The organism is Nocardioides jejuensis (assembly GCF_004337475.1).
GTDB lineage: Bacteria > Actinomycetota > Actinomycetes > Propionibacteriales > Nocardioidaceae > Nocardioides > Nocardioides jejuensis.
On record NZ_SJZJ01000018.1, the window covers coordinates 1 to 19,381 of the forward strand.

Sequence of the window (19,381 nt, forward strand, 5' to 3'; positions counted from 1 at the left end):
GGTGACCATCAACGGCGTCGACTACCCCGTCACCGACGGAACCGTCACCGTCAACGGCACGACCTACCCGGTCACGCCTGGCACCACCGACGGCGGCTCCACCACTCCCGGCAGCACCACCCCGGGAACGACGGACGGCAGCTCCACGCCCACCGATGGCGGCAGCAGCACCACGCCGGGCTCGACCGACGGCACGGAGCAGCCGCTGGCGATCAGCGAACCGACCGTCAACGGCAAGTCCGCTGACGCGCCCGGTTCGGCAAAGGCCGAGGCACACCGGCCGGCTCGGGTGGCGTTCACTGTCACCAACACGAGCCAGCAGGACGTGACCGACGTCAGCGGCCAGACCGACAACGGCTCCGTGACCTGCTCGGACACCGAGCTTGCTCCCGGGGAGACCGCCACCTGCACGGGGCGGATCGTTCCGGAGGAGGGCGCCCAGTCGACGCCCGTCTCGGTGTCGGCGACGACCGCGGACGGGGCTCGCACCACCGCCAGCCGTCCGGTCTACCTGTCGGGCGTCGCGGTCAAGGGCGTCGCAGCTCCGGTCGCCCAGGCTCCGGCGGCTCAGGCTCCGGCAGTTGCGGTTGGCGGGCACACCTCGATGCCGTCCACGGGCGGCGCCAAGGCGGGCGTGGCCAGCGTCATCCTCGGAGGCGTTCCGGCGCCGACGGGTCTGCAGCAGGTCATCGACCCGGCTGCCGGTGCGTACCCGATGCCGCTCGGCGGCGTCGGTACCGGTGGCGGCGGCATGGCCGACGTGCGGATCGGCAACCACGAGCAGGACGGCGACCACGACGTGTACGCCTGGCTGCTCCTCCTCGCAGGCGCGGGTGCCGTTTCGGCCCAGCGCGTGCGCACCTCCCGCTCGCGCTGACAAGCACGAGCACCTCGCTGACGGGGTGCGGCCCACGAGTCGCACCCCGTCAGCACCACCCATGAGCCACCTCCCAGCCCCTTGAGAGGCCCTGATGACGATCACCCCTGACCAGGCCACGAGCGCGACCGAGCGGCTCGTCAGCGACGACCAGCTCGAGGCGTCGCGGATCCCGGTGACCAAGGTCGGCTTCGCCACCATCGGCGGTGGCCTCGGGTCGTTCGCACTCGTGAACCGTCTCCGGATCGCGGGCGTGCCAGCCGAGGACATCGCCGTGATCGGAGCCCACCACTCCCCCGGCACCACCTTCTTCCAGCGATGCACCGCCCTGGGACTCACCGGAGACAGCCGCCTCCGCAGCGAGTCCTCGGCCCGCATCGACAACCTCTGGGGCTTCCCCGGCTACGCCAGCCAGGAGGCCCGCCGTACGCGGAGTCCCCGGCCGCTTCTGCGTGACCTGCTCGACGGCGTGGGCGGCGAGGCGTACAGCCCGACCGTCGCCGCGGTCCGCGACGGCCTCGACAAGGAAGCGCGCCGGATCGGCTGGCACCGCATGACCAGCGGCACGCCGGCCGACCACCTCTTCAAGCGCGTCGACGGCGGCTACTTCGTGATCTGCCGGGAGAAGGGGAAGCTGGTCGCGATCCAGAGCGACCACGCCCACCTCGCGCTCGGCGCAACCGGTGCGCGCCAGCCCGCAGACGTCGCCGCCTTCCGCGAGGCGTTCCCGACGAGCACCCTGCTCACCAGCCCGTACGACGACAACGCGGCCACGCTGAGCCGCCTCGCGAACCGTGGCGGCCAGGTCGTCGTACGCGGCGCGGGACCGGCGGCCGTACACCTCCTCGAGCAGCTCGCCGCCGCTCGTGCGCGTCACGGGCGCGACCTGCACATCTGGCACGTTCTCCGGAGCTGGCCGGACGGCTCGAGCGGCAGGGACGAGGGCCTCGGCTTCCGCCACCAGCGCCTCGAGTTCCCGCGCTCGGCGTACACCGGGACGCTCCGCGAGGAGCTCCGGGGTGTGGACGAGGACGACCGCCTCGAGGCGATCGAACGGCTCGGCGCGCCGAGCACCCCGCGTCGCAAGGCGGTCGACGACGTCCTTGCCCAGGCCCGCGAGGCCGGCTGGTACGACGCCGTGGTCGGCGAGGTCGACACGTTCGCCGAGCGAAACGGTCAGATCGACACCGTCGTCCTCCTGCAGAACGGCGAGCGGATGACCGTCACGGCGGACCACGTGTTCGACGCCTCGGGCCTGGAATCCGATGCCGGCGAGCACCCTCTCGTGGCCGACCTCCTCGCCTTCAGCCCGGTCTCGACCAACCGCCTGGGCGGGCTGCGTACGGGCACGGACTGGACCGTCGACGGAGGCGACAGCGGCGACGGTCTGTTGTTCGCGACCGGGCGGACCGCGCGCGGTGGCCACTACGGCCCGGTCGACTCCTTCCTCGGGCTGCAGCAGGCAGCCCTCGCCATCGCCGACACGCTGGCGGCAGCCGGCTTCGGCGCACCGCTCACACCGCTGCGCTCGGCCCGCAGCTGGCTCCACTGGATCGGAGGGAAGTCGCTGTGACCCCCACCCTCGCCGGGCGACTGCAGACGCGGATCGCGCTTGCGGTCGTCCCCGGCCTGCCCGTGACCGCGTTCTCCGCGGCGATGCTCGACAAGCTCACCCCGGCCGACGCGCTCGTCGGCCTGGTGGCGATCACCGTCGTCGGCCTCGGCTGGGACGCGGCGTACCAGGCGATCCAGGACCGGCGGTGGGACCGCGACTGGCCCCGGCCGTTCACGCTCCTGTCGTGGATCCCGGAGGCCTTCGGGTCCTGGCTGGTGCTCCACCTCCTCGACCGGGCCGCGCCGCTGGGCACGCACCTCGCCTTCTTCACGGCACTCTGGCTCGCCGCCCTGGCGGTGCGCGCGATGGTGCTGCCGGTGCTCCTCCCCCGGTCGCGGCACGAGGGGCAGCGACTCCGCGGCGTACGAGGATCCACGTCGGACGACCCGCTGCCGGTGGCTGACAGCGTCGAGCAGACCGGACCGCAGCACTCGCGTGCCCGTGGCTTCAGCCTGATGGGGCTGAAGCCGCAGCCCGGCAACGGACGTCTGGCCACGCTGGCGCTCTTCTTCGGCATCGTCGGGGCCGTGGTGCTCCTGGCGCCGCTCCTCGACAACCACCACGCCGGCCCCATGTCCGCGGACGCCCTGATGACGAAGAGCGGCGCAGCCATGGATCGGGCGGACAAGAACGATCGGTCCGGCGCCACGAGCACCGACTGGGACACCTCGCGCCGTGTCCTCCCGTCGTCGATCGTCTTCCACGGCGCTGATCTGGCGACCACGCTGACCATGACCCTCATGAAGCCGGACGGGGTCCTGGTGACGCCCGACGAGCAGCACGCAGCGTGGTACGGACAGGGCGCCGCTCCCGGCCAGCGCGGACCCGCGGTCGTGATCGGCTCGAGCGACGCGGTCTTCAAGGGACTCCGCGACGCCCACCGGGGACAGCGCCTCCAGGTTGCCCGCAAGGACCACAGCACGGTGACGTTCGTCGTGGACAGCGTGGACACCGTCGACGCTGCGTCGTTCCCCACCCAGAAGGTGTACGGCGCCTCCCCCCGGCCACTGCTCCGCCTCGTCGGCTACGACGCGGCATCGGGTCGCAACACCATCGTCTTCGCCCACGCCGTGTCGCTGCGGAAGAGCCCGACGGAGGGCTGAGCGATGACCACGAACCAGCCGGTCCGCACGGACACCCCACCGCCCCATCCGTCGGGAGCCATCGGTCTCGGCGTCCTCGCGATCATGATGTGGGGACTCATCGGGCTGGTCGCGGGTGGCGCCTGGCTGGCCAGCGGGACCGATCACCAGCGCGGCGGCTCACCCCGTGCCATCGCACCAACCAGCCACCCCACCGCGACCGTGCAGCTCGTCTCCGGCGAGCGGCCGGAGCGGCTGCGCATCCCGAGCATCGACGTGGACACCCGCCTCATGAACCTCGGGCTCACGGCCACGCGCGAGCTCGAGGTGCCGCCGTACTCCAAGGCGCAGGTCGCCGGCTGGTACGACCGCTCCCCCGTGCCCGGCGAGGTCGGGCCCTCGATCCTGGCCGGCCACGTCGACACGAAGACCGGGCCGGCGGTCTTCTACCGCCTCCGCGACCTCCACGAGGGCGACCGTGTCGCGATCGACCGCACGGACGGTCGGACCGCGTCGTTCGAAGTGGACCGCGTCGACCTGGTCACCAAGTCGGCGTTCCCCACCAAGCGGGTCTACGGGGCCACCGCGGATCCGGAGCTCCGGCTGATCACCTGCGGCGGCACGTTCGACGACGACACCGGTCACTACCTCTCGAACGTCGTCGTCTACGCCCACCTCGTCCGGCTCTCGCCGTCCTGACCCTGCAACGACCCGACGTCCCTCGCCTGCTCGGAGGCCCCCATGTCCACATCACACATCAGCCGCGGGCGTCGCTACGCCACCGCCGGATTCGCCGCCTGCCTGGCCGCGGGAGCGGCCACGATGGCCTTCGGCGCTGGTGCCACCTCGCCCCACGGCAACGCTGCCGGCCGGCCCGCTGACCCGTCGCCCGTCGCCGAGTCCCTCGGACCGTCCATGCCGACCAGGATCACCATCCAGCGGCTCGGCATGGCCGTCGGGGTGGTCGACCTCCGCGCCTCCGCGGACGGGCGGACCCTGGCCCTGCCACCGCTGCGGCAGACCGGCTGGGACTCGACGTCGGTCACCCCCGGCCAGGCCGGGATCACGGTCATCACCGGCTACATCTCGCGTACGGCGAAGCAGCCCGGCGCCCTGCAGTCGATCGACAAGCTGAAGGACGGGGACGTCATCACGGTCGACCGCAAGGACAGCAAACAGATCTCGTACCGGGTGACCGGCGTCGACTACTACGCCAAGGGCACGTTCCCGGCCGCGAAGGTCTTCCCCCAGACGAGGGTGCCGGAGCTGCGCCTGATCAGCACCGGCGGACCGCTGCACAAGGGCGACCCCCTCGGCAACGCGGTGGTCACCGCGGTCGCTGCTACGCCGGACCCCGCCGACGCGGGCCCCACTGACACAGGGCCCCACTGACGCCAGGTCAGTGCCCGATCGACTCCAGCACCTGATCCACCCAGCGCGGCACGAGGTCGCCCGCCTTGCCGTGGCGTGCCTCGTCGAACCAGTGCGTGCCCTCGGACGGCTCGAGGTTGAGCTCGAGACTGCGGATGCCTCGCGCGCGGGCCTCGATGACGAAGCCTGCCGCCGGGTAGACCGCACCGGAGGTGCCGATGGAGACGAAGAGGTCGGCCGCCGCCAGGGCCTGCGAGATGCGGTCCATCTCGTAGGGCATCTCGCCGAACCAGACGATGTCCGGTCGGAGCTCGCTCACCCCACAGCCCGGACAGGCGGGCCGGTCGCCGAGGTCGCCACTCCACCGATACCGGTGGCCGCAGGCACGACACAGCGCCGAAAGCAGCTCGCCATGCATGTGAACGACGTGCTGGGCGCCGCCGCGCTCGTGCAGGTCGTCGACGTTCTGCGTCACGATCGTCAGGTCGTCGCCGAGCACCGACTCCAGGCGACCGAGCGCCAGGTGCGCCGGGTTGGGTGCGACCTCGCGGAGGGCGGCACGCCGGGCGTCGTAGAACGCATGGACGAGGGCCGGGTCGGCGTCGTACCCCTCGGGGGTGGCGACGTCCTCGACGCGGTGGCCCTCCCACAGGCCGTCGGCGTCACGGAAGGTCGGCACGCCGCTCTCCGCGGAGACGCCGGCGCCGGTCAGGACCACGATGCGCATGACGGGCACTCTAAGCCGCACGTAGGCTCGCAGCATGATCCCGCCGCTCGCGCGCCTCTCCGGCACGGTCCTGTACGACGCCGACTGCGGCTTCTGCACCACGTGCGCGCACTGGCTCGAACGGCACGCCAGCTGCTCGGTTGCGCCGTGGCAGTCGCAGGATCTCGATGCACTGCACCTGACCGAGCACGACGTGACCACGGCGGCGTGGTGGCTCGACGGTTCCGGGCGTGCGACGGCCTCCGGAGCACAGGCGATCGCAGCCGCACTGCGCACCTGCGCGGCGCCGTACCGGGTGGCGGGGTGGCTGATGACCCTGCCGGTGATCCGGCTCGTCGCGGCCGTCGTCTACGGCTGGGTCGCACGCAACCGGTACCGCCTGCCCGGCGCCACCGACGCGTGCCGCATCGACCGGCACTGACCCGACACGGCGTGGAGCGCCGCTCCGGGTGACCTCTGCTCTGCTGTGTATCTGAGGCCAGTTTCCGGCCTCAGATACACAGCAGACGAGGAACCCCCTCGCACAATGGCCCGGTGAGCGAAATCAGTCGTCGTGCGCTGCTCGCGGCCGGTGCCGCCACGGCGCTCAGCGCCTGCGGTCCGCGGGACCGCAACGCCCCGCCACCGACGGCGCCGGCGACACTGACCCCGACCGGCTCGTCCGCCGGCCGCGTCCCCTGGGCCCAGCTCGGGCGGCACCTCGACGGCACCCTCGTCCGGCCGAACGACGCGGCGTACGACGCGGCCCGCGCGGTCGAGAACCCGCGCTGGCAGGCCCGCCCGCTCGCCGTCGCCCGGGTTGCCAGCGCGGCCGATGTGGCGACAGCGCTCCGGTTCGCCCAGGACAACGCTCTCGAGGTCGCCATCCGCTCGGGCGGGCACTCCTACCCCGGCTGGTCCGCGGGCGACGGCAAGCTCGTCCTCGACTGCCGTGGCCTCGACGGGCTCACCTGGCAGGGCACCAGCACCACGATGGGGCCCGGCCGCCTGCTCGCCGACGTGTACGCCGGCGTGGCCGGGCGCGGGCGGGCACTCCCGGGCGGCTCCTGCCCGACGGTGGGCCTCGGTGGCCTGACGCTCGGTGGCGGAGTCGGTGTTGTGACCCGTGCGTACGGCCTGACCTGTGACCACCTGACCGCGGCCGAGGTCGTCCTGCCCGACGGCCGCATCCTCACGACGGACGAGCACGACGAGCCGGACCTCTTCTGGGCGCTCCGCGGTGGTGGGGGCGGCCACCTCGGCGTCACCACATCCATGACGTTCTCGACCGTGCCGGCACCGATGCTCACCACGACCTACCTCACCTGGCCGTCGGCCCGCGCCGAGGAGGTGGTGCCGGCGTGGTTCGCCTGGATGGGCGCAGCTCCGCCCGAGCTGTGGTCGACCCTCAAGCTGCTCGACGGCGCGAGCCACCCCGACGGCATGTCGGTCGGCGCGACCGTCACCTGGGTCGGCGATGCCTCGCGCTTCGACACCGTGCTCGCTCCGATCCTCCGGACCGGACCGACAGGGCGCTACGACCACCACCGCGGGTTCCTCGAGGCGATGCGCGCGTACGCCGGCGGCGGCTCGGCGCCGCAGCCCTTCGCTGCCACGTCGCACATCGCGTACGCCGCGTACGCCGCGCCGGACGCCACGGCGATCAGCGACCTGGTCCAGCTCGTCGAAGCCTGTCCGCGGACGATCCACGAGGGCGGCGTCTCCATCGACGCGCTGGGGGGCGCGGTGGCCGAGGTCGCCGCGGACGCGACCGCCTTCGTCCATCGGGAGGCGCGGGCGACGCTGCAGTACACCGCCACCTGGACCGGCAACCAGACCGGCAACGAGTCCGGCAGCAGCCTTGCTGCCACTGCCGACCGCTTCGTCCACGGCCTCCGTGCTGGCATGACGCCACACCTCGGCGATCACGCCTACGTCAACTACGCCGACGCTTCGCTGCACGATGCCGGGACGGCGTACTTCGGTGACAACTGGCCGCGTCTACAGCAGGTGCGGGCGAGCTACGACCCGCACCAGTTCTTCACGCAGCCGCAGTGAGTCGGAGTCAGGCGCCGAGCAGCGTGACGAGGTCGACGAGGCGGTTGGAGTAGCCCCACTCGTTGTCGTACCAGCCGACGACCTTGACCTGGTTGCCGATGACCTTGGTCAGCGGCGCGTCGAAGATGCAGGACGCCGGGTCGGTGACGATGTCGGAGGAGACGATCGGCGCCGTCGAGTACTTCAGGTAGCCGGCAAGCGGCCCGGCGGCGGCCGCCGCGACGATCGCGTTGACCTCCTCGACGGTGGTCTCCCGCGAGGCGATGAAAGTCAGGTCGGTGAGCGAGCCCGTGGGGGTCGGCACCCGGACGGCGAACCCGTCGAGCTTGCCCTTGAGCTCCGGCAGGACGAGGCCGATCGCCTTGGCGGCGCCGGTCGACGTCGGGACCAGGTTGAGGGCGGCGGCGCGGGCGCGGCGCAGGTCCTTGTGGATGTTGTCCTGGAGGTTCTGGTCAGCCGTGTAGGCGTGGACCGTCGTCATCAGGCCGCTCTCGATGCCGAGGGCGTCGTTGAGCGCCTTGGCCATCGGGGCCAGGCAGTTGGTCGTGCAGGAGGCGTTGGAGACCACGGTGTGGAGCTCGGGGTCGTAGAGGTGGTCGTTGACGCCCATCACGATGGTGGCGTCCTCGTTGGTCGCGGGGGCCGAGATGATGACCTTCTTCGCGCCGCCGCCGGTGATGTGCTCGCGCGCCCGCGTCGCGTCGGTGAAGAAGCCGGTGGACTCGATCACGACGTCGACGTCGAGGTCTCCCCACTTGAGCGCCGCGGGCTCGCGCTCGGCGAAGCAGCGGATCTCCTGGTCGCCGATGCGGATCGAGTCGGCGGTCGCGGTGACCTCCTCGTCGAGGCGGCCGAGGATCGTGTCGTACTGCAGCAGGTGCGCGAGGACGGCGTTGTCCGTCAAGTCGTTGATGCCGACGATCTCGATGTCGGCGCCGGAGGCGCGGACGGCGCGGAAGAAGTTCCGACCGATGCGGCCGAATCCGTTGATGCCTACGCGGACGGTCATGTGCGGTGCTCCTCGGGAGTGACGGGTGGGTGTGATCGGCGCAACACCGACGCATCTACTTTTATACACGTTAAAAGCAAAAGTCTGTACCCTAGAGACATGAAGAATGTGATGGCAGTCACGATCGCCGCTCCCGGTCCGTCCCTCGCTCCCGCCCTCGACGACCTCGTCAGCAACCGGATCGCCTCCCGGATCGCCGCCCAGGACGCCACCGTCTGGGGCCCCGCCGCCGAGTCCGAGGCCAGCAGGCGACTCGCGTGGGTGCACCTCGCGGAGTCCTCCCGCCCGCTCGTCGCGACGATCCAGGAGCTCCGCGCCGACTTCGCCCGACGCGGCCTCGATCGCGTCGTCCTCTGCGGGATGGGCGGCTCCTCGCTCGGACCCGAGGTCGTGTGCGCGGCTGCCGGCGTCGACCTCACGGTCGTCGACAGCTCCGACCCCGGCCAGGTCGCTGCCGCCCTCGCCAGCGACCTCGAGCGCACCATCGTGGTCGTCTCCAGCAAGTCCGGCGGCACGCTGGAGACCGACAGCCAGCACCGGGCGTTCCGCCGGGCGATGCGTCGCGCCGACCTCGACCCGCGCGACCACGTCGTCGTCGTGACCGACCCCGGCACAGCCCTCGACCTCGAGGCCCGCGCTGCGGGCTACACGGTCATCAACGGCAATCCCGACGTCGGCGGCCGCTTCTCGGTGCTCAGCGCGTATGGCCTGGTGCCGAGCGGCCTGGCCGGGGCCGACATCGCGACCCTTCTCGACGACGCCGCATCGGTCAGCCCCCGACTCGGCGCCGACGACACGGCCAACCCCGGCCTCCAGCTGGGCGCCCTGCTCGGTGTCGCTGCCTCACAGGGCGTCGACAAGCTGGTCCTCGAGGGCGACCTGTCCGACGCTCCGGGCTTCGGCGACTGGGCCGAGCAGCTGATCGCCGAGTCGACCGGCAAGGACGGCCGCGGACTGCTCCCGATCGTCATCCCGGCACCCCGCAGCAGCACCGAGGAAGCCACCAGCGCTGACGCCGTCGTCGTCAACGGCGGCTCCACCCCTGCCAGCACCCGATCCGGACTGGCGGCCGCCGTCCAGGCACCGCTCGGCGCGGCCTTCCTCCTGTGGGAGTACGCCGTGAGCGTCGCCGGCCGCCTGATCGGCATCAACCCCTTCGACCAGCCGGACGTCGAGATCGCCAAGCAGGCATCGCGCGCGCTGCTGGAGGACCAGGGCACGGCCCCCGAGCCGGCTTTCCGCGACGGCCCGATCGAGGTGTACGCCGACCCGGAGCTGCTCGGCAGCGCCTCCGACGCCGCCGGTGCGGTCGCCGCGCTCCTGGCGCAGGTCGACCCGACGACCGGCTACCTGGCCGTGATGGCGTACCTCGACCGCCTCGGCAACCCCGAGCTCGCCGAGATCCGCGACTCTCTCGCGGCGCGCACGGGCCGGCCGACGACGTTCGGCTGGGGACCGCGGTTCCTGCACTCGACCGGGCAGTTCCACAAGGGCGGAGCGCCGGTCGGTGTCTTCCTGCAGATCACGGCCGCGCCAGCGGTCGACGTCGAGATCCCGGACCGGCCGTTCACGTTCGGGCAGTACATCCACGCCCAGGCCGCCGGCGACGGTGCCGTGCTCGCCGCGCAGGGACGGCCCGTCCTGCGGCTGCACCTGACCGACCCGGACGCCGGCCTGGCGACGCTGCGGAGCCTGCTCGGCTGAGGCCGCCGGACCGGTAGGTCAGGCCTGGCGGCGCAGCATCGCGTCGACGGTCGCCGGGCTGAGCACGTCGCTGACCGCCGCCTGCGCGCAGCCCACGATCCCCGCGTCGGCGCCGTGCGTCGAGGGCACGATCTCGAGGGCGTTGGAGGCGGCGGCGGTGGCGCCGGCGTACAGCGTCTCGCGGAGGCCGGCGACGAAGATGTCGTACGCCGCAGCGATGTCTCCGCCGATGACGAGCGCGCCCGGGTTGAGCAGGTTGACGACGCCGGCGAGCACCTCACCCACACGGCGCCCGCTCTCGCGGATCCGGCGGCGGGCCGCGGCGTCACCGTCGAGGGCGCGGCTGACGAGGTCGCGGATGTGGGCCGGCGGGTCGCCGTCGGCGGCACTGTCCTGGACGATCGCCCAGCCGCCGGCGACGGTGTCGAGGCACCCCACGTCACCGCACCGGCAGATCCGTCCGTCGGCCGCAGCCACCTTGGTGTGGCCGAGCTCGCCGGCGGCGCCGCGGAATCCGCGGACGAGTGCGCCGTTGATGAGGACGCCCGCACCGAGGCCGGTGGAGGCCTTGAGGACGACCAGATCCGGCCAGCGCAGGGCGTGCCCGTGCGTCTCCGCGAGCGCGAGGGCGTTGGCGTCGTTCTCGACGTGGACGACGCAGTCGAGGTCCTCGAACCAGCGTCCGAGCGGAACGCCGTCCCAGCCGCGCATCACCGGCGACGAGAGGCTCATCCCGGTCGCGGGGTCGATCGTGCAGGGCAGGCTGAGGCCCACACCGCGCACGCGGTCGGCCGGGATCCCGGCGTCCGCCATCAGGGCGTCGAGCGCCGTCCGCACGCGCGGCATCAGCTCGTCGGGGGCGTGGCCGTCCTCGTGGTCGAACTCCGAGGAGGCGAGCACGCGCCCCTCGAGGTCACACACCGCCATCTGGGTGCGGCTGCGACCGAGGGCTGCGGCCAGCACGGCGCCGGCTGCGGCGTTGAACTGCAGCTGGACCGGCGGGCGACCACCCGTCGACGGAGCCTCCGAGCCCTCGACCACGAGACCGGAGGCGAGCAGCGCGGTGAGGCGCGCGGTCACGGCCGTGCGGGAGAGCCCGGTGGCCGCGGCAACCTCGGCCCGCGTCGTCACCTCACCGCGCCGGATGAGCTCGAAGATCGCCCCCGCGGTCGGAGTCGCCACACGCTGAGTCATGAGCGGAGATTACACAAGCCGCACGATCAATAACGGATCTTGTCCCACTTAGGTAGTCAAACAATGCATAAGTCTGTACCGTGGAGACACAACGTGACGCGCGTCACTACGGGAGGACCTCGACTGCATGAACGCACCCACCTGGCCCGGCCGCCACTGGCCCCTGGGCGCGACGTGGAGCGAGGAGTCGACCAACTTCGCCGTCCATGCGCCCGCCGCCACCGCCGTCTGGATCTGCCTGGTCGACGACGAGGGCGTCGAGACCCGGCTCCAGCTGACCGAGCACCGCCTCGGCATCTGGCACGGTGCGGTGCCCGGGGTCCCGCCCGGCACGCGCTACGGCTTCCGCGCCGATGGTCCCTGGGATCCCGCCGGGGGCCTGCGGTTCAACCCGGAGAAGCTGCTGCTCGACCCCTACGCGCGCGCCGTCTCCGGCGTTCTCGAGGCAGGGCCGGCGATCTTCAGCCACGACCTCGATGACCCGACCGTGCGCTCGGGCCTCGACTCCGCCGGCTCCGTGCCGCTCGGTGTCGTCGTCCACGACGACTTCGACTGGGGCGGCGACGCCCTCCTGCGCCGACGCTGGCGCGACACCGTCATCTACGAGCTCCACACGCGGGGGTTCACCAAGCTGCACGACCGGATCCCGGCGGAGCTCCGCGGGACGTACGCCGGCCTGGGCCACGAGGTCGTGACGTCGTACCTCAACGACCTCGGCGTCACGGCCGTCGAGCTGCTGCCGGTCCACCAGTTCGTGCCGGAGACCGGCCTGCTCGAGCGGGGCACGACCAACTACTGGGGCTACAACTCGCTCGGCTTCTTCGCTCCGCACAACGGGTACGCCGCGGGAGGCGACCGCGGCCAGCAGGTGACCGAGTTCAAGCAGATGGTCCGCAACTTCCACGCCGCGGGCATCGAGGTCATCCTCGACGTGGTCTACAACCACACCGCCGAGGGCGGCCCCACGGGCCCGACCCTCTCGTGGCGCGGCCTCGACGACCGCGGCTTCTACCGCCGGGTCGCCGCGGAGGACGACGCGTTCGACGACACCTACTGGGACGTCACGGGGTGCGGCAACACCGTCAACAGCGGCGACCCCAACGCCCTGCGCCTGATCCTCGACTCCCTCCGCTACTGGGTGACGGAGATGCACGTCGACGGCTTCCGCTTCGACCTGATGTCCGCGATCACCCGCTCGGGCTACGACGTCGACATGCACGGCCACCTGCTGACCACGATCAGCCAGGACCCCGTCCTGCGCCACGTGAAGCTCATCGCCGAGCCCTGGGACGCCTCGATGGACGGCTACCGGGTCGGGCAGTACCCGCCACCGTGGGTGGAGTGGAACGACCAGTACCGCGACACCATGCGGGACTTCTGGCGCGGGCGCTCCGACGGCATCCGCACGGTCGCGACCCGGCTGGCCGGCTCCGCGGACCTGTACGCCGACGACGGCCGCTCGCCGTACGCCTCGGTCAACTTCATCACCGCCCACGACGGCTTCACGCTGCGCGACCTGGTCAGCTACGACGCGAAGCACAACGAGGCCAACGGCGAGGAAAACCGCGACGGCACCGACAACAACCGGTCATGGAACTGCGGCGTCGAGGGAGAGACCGACGACGAGGCAGTGCTGACCACCCGGCACCGGGTGGCGGCCAACCTGCTGGCCAGCCTCTGCCTCTCCAACGGCGTGCCGATGCTGACCGCTGGCGACGAGCGCGGGCGCACCCAGGGCGGCAACAACAACCCGTTCTGCCAGGACAACGAGATCTCGTGGGTCGACTGGTCGGCCAAGGACGCCTGGCTGGACCTCTTCGAGATCACCCGGGCTGCGCTGCGGATCCGTCGGGAGCACCCGGCCCTGCGCCAGCGGCACTGGTTCGAGGGACGGCCGACCGCGCCCGGCGCGCCACCCGATCTCTCGTGGATCCACCCCACCGGGCGTGAGATGAGCACGGACGACTGGCACGACGACCTGCTGCGAGTGATCGGCATGTTCGTCTCCGGATCGCCCCTGCGCTCCCCCGGGCCCCACGGCGAGGCGCAGCACGACGCGTCGTTCCTGCTCTGGCTCAACGGCTCGGAGCAGAGCAGCACGTGCCAGCTGCCCCGCAACAAGTGGATCCAGTCGGGCTCCGTCGTCCTCTCGACGGACCCGCTGCTGCCGTCCGGCACCCAGGTCTTCGCCGGGGAGACGATCGCGCTCGCGTCGCACTCCCTGGTCCTCCTTCAAGCAGATGCGGAGCACAGCTCATGAGCAACACCCCGGTCACCAGCGGACGCCGCGTGCGCAAGGACGTCGCCCCAGCCGCCGGCAACGGACGGGCGGTGGGCCGGATCCCGGTCATGGACGTCGCACCCGTCATCGGCGGCGGTCGCTTCCCCGCCAAGGCCGCGGTCGGCGAGCCGTTCGAGGTCTCGGCACTCGTCTTCCGCGAGGGCCATGACCGCTACGGCGCGGACGTCGTTCTCACCGACCCGAAAGGCAAGCGGCGGCCCCCGGTCCGCATGCGCGCCGAGGGGTACGACGCCGCCCGGCTCGCCGCCGTCGTCGTCCCGGACCTCGTCGGTGACTGGACCTTCGCGGTGCAGTCGTGGAGCGACCCGCTCGCCACGTGGCTGCACGCCACCTCGGTGAAGGTCCCCGCGGGTGTCGACGTCGAGCTGATGTTCGTCGAGGGCGTGCTGCTGCTCGAGCGCTGGGAGAAGGAGGTCCGCGCGGACGCCGCTACCCGTGCCGCCGTGCGCAAGGTGCGCAAGCTGCTCGCCCAGACCGACGTCGCCCCCGGCATCCGGCTTGCCGCTGCGGAGTCGGCGGAGATCCGTCACGCGATCGACGCCTTCCCGCTGCGCGACCTGCTCAGCAGCGACGAGCAGCACCCCTTCTTCGTCGACCGCGAACGCGCACTGGTCACGAGCTGGTACGAGTTCTTTCCGCGCTCCGAGGGCGCCCGGCCCGGCGCGGACGGCGCACTCGTCTCCGGCACGTTCCGGACCGCGGCCGATCGCCTCGCCGCCGTCGCCGCGATGGGCTTCGACGTGCTCTATCTCCCGCCGATCCACCCGATCGGCGAGGTCAACCGCAAGGGCCCCAACAACGTGGTCCTGGAGCCCGCCGGTCCCCACCCCGCGGACTGGGTCGGGTCACCCTGGGCGATCGGATCGCGCCACGGCGGACACGACGCGGTGCACCCCGACCTCGGCACGCTCGAGGACTTCGACGCGTTCGTCGCCGCGGCGACGGAGGTCGGGCTGGAGGTGGCCCTCGACTTCGCCCTCCAGGCAGCACCGGACCACCCGTGGGTCGAGGCCCACCCTGAGTGGTTCACGACCCGCGCCGATGGCTCGATCGCCTACGCCGAGAACCCGCCGAAGAAGTACCAGGACATCTACCCGATCAACTTCGACAACGACTACGCCGGCATCCTCGCCGAGTCGGAGCACGTGCTGCGGCACTGGATGGCGCACGGCATCCGGATCTTCCGCGTCGACAACCCGCACACCAAGCCGGTGCACTTCTGGGCCGACCTCTTCGCCCGGATCCGGGCCACCGACCCCGACGTCGTCTTCCTGTCCGAGGCCTTCACGGCACCCCCGATGATGCGGGCGCTGGCCACCGTCGGCTTCCACCAGTCGTACACGTACTTCACGTGGCGCACCACGCGGAGCGAGCTGGAGGCCTACCTGACCGAGGTCTCGCACGAGACCAGCGCGGCACTGCGGCCGAGCTTCTGGGTCAACACCCCGGACATCAACCCCTTCCACCTCCAGAGCGGTACGCCGGCGGCGTTCAAGATCCGCGCGGTGCTCGCCGCGACGGGCTCCCCGAGCTGGGGTGTGTACGCCGGGTTCGAGCTGTGCGAGCACCAGGCACTGCGCCCGGGGGCCGAGGAGTACCTCGACTCCGAGAAGTTCCAGCTGCGCCCGCGCGACTGGGCCGCTGCCGAGGCGTCCGGGCAGACCCTGGCGCCGTACCTGACCCTGCTCAATCGGATCCGCCGCGAGCACGCCGCGCTGCGGCAGCTGCGCAACGTGGTCATCCACTCCGCGGAGGACGACGCGGTCCTCTGCTTCAGCAAGGCCGACCTCGCGGACCCCACGGGCGATGCGGTGATCGTGGTCGTCAACCTCGACCCCGACCACACCCGGGAGACCGTCGTCCACCTCGACCTGGCCGCCCTCGGTCTACCAGCGGACGGCTCCTTCGAGGTCACCGACCTGCTCACCGACCAGACCTGGACCTGGGGCGCGGCGAACTACGTCCGCCTCGACCCCGGCGTCGAACCGGCGCACATCCTGCGCGTGCGGCGTACCACCGCTGACCAGGGAGGCGCGGCATGAGCACCGCACTCGTCGCCGAGCTGGACGCGCTCGTCGCCGGCCACCATGACGACCCGCACCGGGTCCTCGGCGTGCAGACCACGGACGCGGGCGTCGTCATCCGCGCCTTCAAGCAACTGGCCGCCAGCGTCACGCTGACCACCGACGACCTGCGGGTGCCGCTCACCCACGTGCACGCCGGCGTGTGGGAGGCCCCGCTCGACGCACCGGTCACCGACTACCGCCTCGAGGTCACCTGGGGCGACGGCGTCGTCCACGTCCTCGACGAGCCGTGGCGGCACTGGCCGACCATCGGCGAGCTCGACCTGCACCTGGTCGGGGAGGGTCGCCACGAGCGGCTCTGGGAGGTGCTCGGTGCGCGCCGAGCGACCGTCGACGGCGTCGCCGGGACGGCGTTCGCGGTCTGGGCCCCGGCCGCCCGCGGAGTCCGGGTCACGGGCGACTTCAACGGCTGGGACGGGCGCGAGCACCCGATGCGCCGCCTCGGCGACGCGGGTGTGTGGGAGCTCTTCGTGCCCGGCCTGGAGCCCGGCTTCGCCTACAAGTTCGCGATCCTCGGACGCGACAACGTCTGGGCCGAGAAGGCGGACCCGCTGGCGCGGCGTACGGAGGTGCCGCCGCTGACCGCATCGGTCGCGTTCGAGAGCGCCCACGCGTGGACCGACGACGCCTGGATGGAGGGACGCACCAGCCGCCCCGACCTCGCGCCGATGTCGGTCTACGAGGTGCACCTCGGCTCCTGGCGGCGCCACCCCGACGGCACGTCGTACAGCTATGACGAGTTGGCCGAGCACCTGACGGCGTACGTCGTGGAGATGGGGTTCACGCACGTCGAGCTGCTCCCGGTGATGGAGCACCCGTTCGGTGGCTCGTGGGGCTACCAGGTCACCTCCTACTACGCGCCGACCGCACGCTTCGGTGATCCCGACGGGCTGCGCCGCCTCATCGACGCGCTCCACAACGCCGGCATCGGCGTGATCCTCGACTGGGTGCCGGCGCACTTCCCGAAGGACGCCTTCGCCCTCGCCCGTTTCGACGGGACGCCGCTCTACGAGCACCCCGACCCGCGCCGCGGCGAGCACCCGGACTGGGGCACCTACGTCTTCGACTTCGGCCGCCCGGAGGTCCGCAACTTCCTGGTCGCCAACGCCCTCTACTGGCTGCGCGAGTTCCACGTCGACGGGCTCCGGGTCGACGCCGTTGCCTCGATGCTCTACCTCGACTACTCCCGCGAGGACGGCCAGTGGGCGCCCAACATCCACGGCGGCCGGGAGAACCTCGAGGCCGTGCAGTTCCTCCAGGAGCTCAACGCCACGGTCTACCGGTCCGTGCCCGGCGCCTTCATGGTCGCCGAGGAGTCGACCTCCTGGCCCGGCGTCACCCGGCCCACCGACGCAGGCGGCCTCGGCTTCGGCTTCAAGTGGAACATGGGCTGGATGCACGACACCCTGGAGTACTTCCAGCGTGACCCGGTGCACCGCAGCCACCACCATGACGAGCTGACCTTCAGCCTCGTCTACGCGTTCTCCGAGAACTTCACCCTTCCGCTGAGCCACGACGAGGTCGTGCACGGCAAGGGGTCGCTGCTCGGCAAGATGCCGGGCGACCGCTGGCAGCAGCTGGCCAACCTGCGCACCCTCCTTGCCCTGCAGTGGTCCCACCCGGGCAAGCAGCTGCTCTTCATGGGCTGCGAGATCGCCCAGGAGGGCGAGTGGTCCGAGCCCCGCGAGCTCGACTGGTGGCTGCTCGACCGCCCCGACCACGAGGGAGTACGCCGGCTGGTCACCGACCTCAACGCGACCTACCGCTCGTCGTCCGCGCTGTGGGAGTCCGACCACGACCCTGCCGCCTTCGCCTGGCTCGAGGCCCACGATGCCGAGCGCAACGTCATCGCGTTCCTGCGCTGGTCGGCCTCCGGCGAGCCCGTCGCGGTCGTCGCGAACCTCTCCCCCGTGCCGCTCACCAGCCACCGGATCGGGCTGCCATCGGCCGGGACCTGGCTCGAGGTGCTCAACACCGACGCCTCGGCGTACGGCGGGAGCGGGATGGGCAACCTCGGCTCCGTCGAGGCCACCGACCACCCCTGGCACGGCCAGCCGGCCTCGGCCGAGCTCGTCGTACCTCCCCTCGGCGTGGTCTGGCTGACCCCCGCTGCCCCGTCGGCGACCACCACCACTGACATCCCCACGGAAACGAACGAAGGAGAACTGCGATGAAGGTGCTGGGCATCGTCCTCGCCGGCGGCGAGGGCAAGCGGCTGATGCCGCTCACGGAGGACCGTGCGAAGCCCGCCGTGCCGTTCGCAGGCAGCTATCGGCTGGTCGACTTCGCGCTGTCGAACCTGATCAACTCGGGCTTCCTCAAGTGCGCCGTCCTGACCCAGTACAAGTCGCACTCGCTGGACCGCCACATCTCGCTGACCTGGCGGATGTCGAGCATGCTCGGCAACTACGTGACGCCGGTGCCGGCGCAGCAGCGGCGCGGCAAGCAGTGGTACCAGGGCAGCGCCGACGCGATCTACCAGTCGATGAACCTGATCGTGGACGAGAAGCCCGACATCATCGTCGTCTTCGGCGCCGACCACGTGTACCGGATGAACGCCCGCCAGATGGTCGACGCGCACATCGCCTCCGGCGCCGCGGTCACCGTCGCCGGCATCCGGGTGCCGCGGAGCCAGGCTGACCAGTTCGGCGTGATGACGGTGGCCGAGGACGGCGAGACGATCGCCGAGTTCCTCGAGAAGCCGACCGACCCGCCGGGCCTGCCCGACTCCCCCGACGAGGTCCTCGCCTCGATGGGCAACTACGTCTTCAGTGCCGACGCGCTGATCGAGGTGCTCGAGGCCGACGCCCTCGACCCGACCTCCAGGCACGACATGGGCGGCGACATCGTCCCCGCGCTGGTCGCCAAGGGCAGGGCCGCCGTCTACGACTTCAAGGACAACGACGTGCCGGGCTCCAACGAGCGCGACCGCGGCTACTGGCGCGACGTCGGCACGATCGACTCGTACCACGAGGCCCACCTGGACCTCGTCTCCGCGGAGCCGATCTTCAACCTGTACAACGACCGGTGGCCGATCTACTCGTACCAGGCACAGCTGCCCGGCCCGAAGTTCGTGCACGGCGCGACGGTCCGCGACTCCATCGTGAGTGCCGGGTCGATCATCTCCGGCGCCACGACCGAGAGGTCGGTCTTCGCGACGAACACCCGGATCGACGACGGCGCGACGGTGCAGCGTTCGGTCCTCATGGACAACGTGCAGATCGGCAAGGGTGCGATCATCCGCAACGCGATCATCGACAAGAACGTCGTGGTCCCGCCGGGCACGCTGATCGGCATCGACCACGACGAGGACCGCCGTCGCGGCTTCCACGTCAGCCCCGGCGGTGTCGTGGTGATCGGGAAGGGGCAGCTCGTATGA

At 71.5% G+C, this 19,381-nt stretch carries 15 protein-coding genes; 12 read left to right on the forward strand and 3 right to left on the reverse strand.

Annotation, left to right across the window (positions count from 1 at the left end):
- The 5 genes from EPD65_RS11385 to EPD65_RS11405 form a co-directional block, all read left to right on the forward strand.
- On the forward strand, window positions 1-877 hold an 877-nt coding region (locus EPD65_RS11385; protein WP_207891519.1), incomplete at its 5' end, for a hypothetical protein.
- 94 nt (window positions 878-971) lie between these two features.
- Window positions 972-2,450: an FAD-dependent oxidoreductase gene (locus EPD65_RS11390; RefSeq protein ID WP_131584216.1), complete on the forward strand. Its 1,479-nt coding sequence runs from the start codon at window positions 972-974 to the stop codon at window positions 2,448-2,450.
- Window positions 2,447-3,595, forward strand: a complete 1,149-nt coding sequence (locus tag EPD65_RS11395; protein ID WP_131584218.1) for a sortase domain-containing protein — start codon at window positions 2,447-2,449, stop codon at window positions 3,593-3,595. Before EPD65_RS11390 ends, EPD65_RS11395 begins: the two co-directional genes overlap by 4 nt.
- 3 nt (window positions 3,596-3,598) lie before the next feature.
- Window positions 3,599-4,273 carry a class F sortase gene (locus EPD65_RS11400; RefSeq protein ID WP_131584220.1) on the forward strand — a complete coding sequence of 225 codons (675 nt, stop codon included), beginning with the start codon at window positions 3,599-3,601 and terminating at the stop codon, window positions 4,271-4,273.
- A 42-nt stretch (window positions 4,274-4,315) separates the two neighbouring features.
- Window positions 4,316-4,966 (forward strand): class F sortase, encoded by a 651-nt coding sequence (locus EPD65_RS11405; protein ID WP_131584222.1) that lies wholly within the window; start codon window positions 4,316-4,318, stop codon window positions 4,964-4,966.
- A gap of 7 nt (window positions 4,967-4,973) precedes the next feature.
- Here EPD65_RS11405 and EPD65_RS11410 read toward each other — a convergent pair whose 3' ends face one another.
- A complete protein-coding gene (locus tag EPD65_RS11410) occupies window positions 4,974-5,672 on the reverse strand; it encodes an NAD-dependent deacylase (RefSeq protein ID WP_131584224.1) in 699 nt (232 codons plus the stop codon).
- Between the two features lie 34 nt (window positions 5,673-5,706).
- On the opposite strand from EPD65_RS11410, the gene EPD65_RS11415 reads away from it, so the two are divergent.
- Entirely contained in the window at window positions 5,707-6,093 is a 387-nt protein-coding gene (locus EPD65_RS11415) for a thiol-disulfide oxidoreductase DCC family protein (RefSeq protein ID WP_131584226.1), read from the forward strand.
- 113 nt (window positions 6,094-6,206) lie between these two features.
- A complete protein-coding gene (locus EPD65_RS11420) occupies window positions 6,207-7,709 on the forward strand; it encodes an FAD-binding oxidoreductase (protein ID WP_131584228.1) in 1,503 nt (500 codons plus the stop codon).
- A 7-nt stretch (window positions 7,710-7,716) separates the two neighbouring features.
- On the opposite strand, the gene gap is transcribed toward EPD65_RS11420, so the two are convergent.
- Entirely contained in the window at window positions 7,717-8,718 is a 1,002-nt protein-coding gene (gap, locus tag EPD65_RS11425) for a type I glyceraldehyde-3-phosphate dehydrogenase (RefSeq protein WP_131584229.1), read from the reverse strand.
- Between the two features lie 99 nt (window positions 8,719-8,817).
- Here gap and EPD65_RS11430 point away from each other — a divergent pair, with 99 nt between their 5' ends.
- Window positions 8,818-10,422: a glucose-6-phosphate isomerase gene (locus tag EPD65_RS11430; protein ID WP_243640562.1), complete on the forward strand. Its 1,605-nt coding sequence runs from the start codon at window positions 8,818-8,820 to the stop codon at window positions 10,420-10,422.
- An 18-nt stretch (window positions 10,423-10,440) separates the two neighbouring features.
- Here the strand turns inward: EPD65_RS11430 and EPD65_RS11435 are convergent, their stop codons facing one another.
- Window positions 10,441-11,616, reverse strand: coding sequence for an ROK family transcriptional regulator (locus EPD65_RS11435; RefSeq protein WP_131584231.1), 1,176 nt, complete (start codon window positions 11,614-11,616; stop codon window positions 10,441-10,443).
- Between the two features lie 127 nt (window positions 11,617-11,743).
- Here EPD65_RS11435 and glgX point away from each other — a divergent pair, with 127 nt between their 5' ends.
- Genes glgX through glgC form a run of 4 tightly spaced genes read left to right on the forward strand, consistent with a single transcriptional unit; the run spans window position 11,744 to window position 19,381 of the window.
- Window positions 11,744-13,876, forward strand: coding sequence for a glycogen debranching protein GlgX (gene glgX, locus EPD65_RS11440; protein WP_131584233.1), 2,133 nt, complete (start codon window positions 11,744-11,746; stop codon window positions 13,874-13,876).
- Complete coding sequence (locus EPD65_RS11445) at window positions 13,873-15,960, forward strand: maltotransferase domain-containing protein (RefSeq protein WP_131584235.1); 2,088 nt, start codon at window positions 13,873-13,875, stop codon at window positions 15,958-15,960. Before glgX ends, EPD65_RS11445 begins: the two co-directional genes overlap by 4 nt.
- The gene (gene glgB / locus EPD65_RS11450; protein ID WP_207891521.1) at window positions 15,957-18,176 is read left to right on the forward strand and encodes a 1,4-alpha-glucan branching protein GlgB; all 2,220 of its coding nucleotides are present in this window, start codon (window positions 15,957-15,959) and stop codon (window positions 18,174-18,176) included. The genes EPD65_RS11445 and glgB overlap by 4 nt, the downstream gene beginning before the upstream one ends.
- On the forward strand, window positions 18,173-19,381 hold the full coding sequence (gene glgC / locus EPD65_RS11455) for a glucose-1-phosphate adenylyltransferase (protein WP_131584237.1): 1,209 nt from the start codon (window positions 18,173-18,175) through the stop codon (window positions 19,379-19,381). Before glgB ends, glgC begins: the two co-directional genes overlap by 4 nt.

What these genes read in the sequence shown, in the direction of transcription:
- EPD65_RS11390 (WP_131584216.1), top strand. Translation starts at nt 972, where the DNA reads ATGACGATCACCCCTGACCAGGCCACGAGCGCGACCGAGCGGCTCGTC.
- EPD65_RS11400 (WP_131584220.1), top strand. Translation starts at nt 3,599, where the DNA reads ATGACCACGAACCAGCCGGTCCGCACGGACACCCCACCGCCCCATCCG.
- EPD65_RS11405 (WP_131584222.1), top strand. Translation starts at nt 4,316, where the DNA reads ATGTCCACATCACACATCAGCCGCGGGCGTCGCTACGCCACCGCCGGA.
- EPD65_RS11410 (WP_131584224.1), bottom strand. Translation starts at nt 5,672, where the DNA reads ATGCGCATCGTGGTCCTGACCGGCGCCGGCGTCTCCGCGGAGAGCGGC.
- EPD65_RS11415 (WP_131584226.1), top strand. Translation starts at nt 5,707, where the DNA reads ATGATCCCGCCGCTCGCGCGCCTCTCCGGCACGGTCCTGTACGACGCC.
- gap (WP_131584229.1), bottom strand. Translation starts at nt 8,718, where the DNA reads ATGACCGTCCGCGTAGGCATCAACGGATTCGGCCGCATCGGTCGGAAC.
- EPD65_RS11430 (WP_243640562.1), top strand. Translation starts at nt 8,818, where the DNA reads ATGAAGAATGTGATGGCAGTCACGATCGCCGCTCCCGGTCCGTCCCTC.
- EPD65_RS11435 (WP_131584231.1), bottom strand. Translation starts at nt 11,616, where the DNA reads ATGACTCAGCGTGTGGCGACTCCGACCGCGGGGGCGATCTTCGAGCTC.
- glgX (WP_131584233.1), top strand. Translation starts at nt 11,744, where the DNA reads ATGAACGCACCCACCTGGCCCGGCCGCCACTGGCCCCTGGGCGCGACG.
- EPD65_RS11445 (WP_131584235.1), top strand. Translation starts at nt 13,873, where the DNA reads ATGAGCAACACCCCGGTCACCAGCGGACGCCGCGTGCGCAAGGACGTC.
- glgB (WP_207891521.1), top strand. Translation starts at nt 15,957, where the DNA reads ATGAGCACCGCACTCGTCGCCGAGCTGGACGCGCTCGTCGCCGGCCAC.
- glgC (WP_131584237.1), top strand. Translation starts at nt 18,173, where the DNA reads ATGAAGGTGCTGGGCATCGTCCTCGCCGGCGGCGAGGGCAAGCGGCTG.